The 1,133-nt window shown below is 40.5% G+C and carries 2 protein-coding genes; both read left to right on the plus strand.

All coding sequences use genetic code 11. From position 1 onward, the window contains the following. Nucleotides 1–601, plus strand: a 601-nt coding sequence (locus tag ACT3QP_RS14830) for an IS3 family transposase (RefSeq protein WP_444526032.1), incomplete at its 5' end; no start/stop codon positions are given. Between the two features lie 79 nt (nt 602–680). Then, the gene (locus tag ACT3QP_RS14835) at nt 681–947 is read left to right on the plus strand and encodes a hypothetical protein (RefSeq protein WP_192992721.1); all 267 of its coding nucleotides are present in this window, start codon (nt 681–683) and stop codon (nt 945–947) included. Nucleotides 948–1,133: the final 186 nt, after the last annotated feature.

The raw sequence follows: 1,133 nt of genomic DNA on the forward strand, positions 1-1,133 counted from the left end.
CGGCATCAAATGCCGTCGTCATAAGCGCTTTAAAGTCACTACTGACTCAAACCACAACAAGCTGGTCTATGACAATGTTTTAGATCAGAGGTTTGACGCTAAGCGTCCTAACGAAGCATGGGTCAGCGACATTACCTATATCTGGACTGCTGAGGGCTGGTTATATTTAGCTGGAGTGAAAGATTTATACACCAAAGAGCTTGTCGGCTACGCTATCAATAAGCGCATGACCGCTGATTTAGTATGCCGTGCACTCAATATGGCAATCAAGAACAAACGACCTACTCAAGGACTGATTGTTCATTCAGATAGAGGTAGCCAATATTGTAGCCATGCGTACCATAAGATTATCGAGCAGCATAAGTTTACAGGCTCAATGAGCGGCAAAGGTAATTGCTATGACAACGCACCTATAGAAAGCTTCTGGGGCGTCTTGAAGAATGAACTAGTATATCATCAAGATTATAAAACGAGGTTTGCAGCCACTAGCGATATCATTGGGTATATTGAGCTGTATTATAATCAGACTAGGATTCAAAAGGGCTTGGGCTATCGAGCGCCAAGACAGGTGTGGTTTGACTACTATCGTCAGGCTGCGTAATTAAAATCTCCCAAGTTTATGTGTACGGATTTGACGGCAGGGGTCAGAGCACCTTAATAATTCAATTAATTGTCGTTTAGTGGGTGTCACATATAAGCAGATATGTATTGCTGCGCTCAATCAACAAGGTGAGTTTGTCAAAGCAGATGTCGCTAACATTGATAGTTTCAATAGTATGAACATCATTCATCCTTTAGGTATCAGTGATTGGGGTTTAGTTCCTAGACCATTAGATGGTAAAAAGATTACATGGAGCGAAAAGTTATCGCTTGAAAGCAAACAAGACGAAAGGTTTAGAAGATTAGAAATACCTATCACGATACTTAATGAAAAGGAAACTAAATAATGAGCAACTTAACCAATCAACAGAAAGCTACCTATGCTCTATTAGCGGACAATGTCTACTGGGATGTCAGATATGGCTAAGAAGAAAGGTAACAGCTTCATATTAAAGTCCTTTACCATAGGGGAGTTTCCCAAACTCTGTGTAACTGCTTATAATCCACTAACAGGAGAATAAGCAATGACTAAC

Source organism: Psychrobacter sp. AOP7-B1-24 (assembly GCF_052376215.1).
In the GTDB taxonomy this organism is placed as follows: Bacteria; Pseudomonadota; Gammaproteobacteria; order Pseudomonadales; family Moraxellaceae; genus Psychrobacter.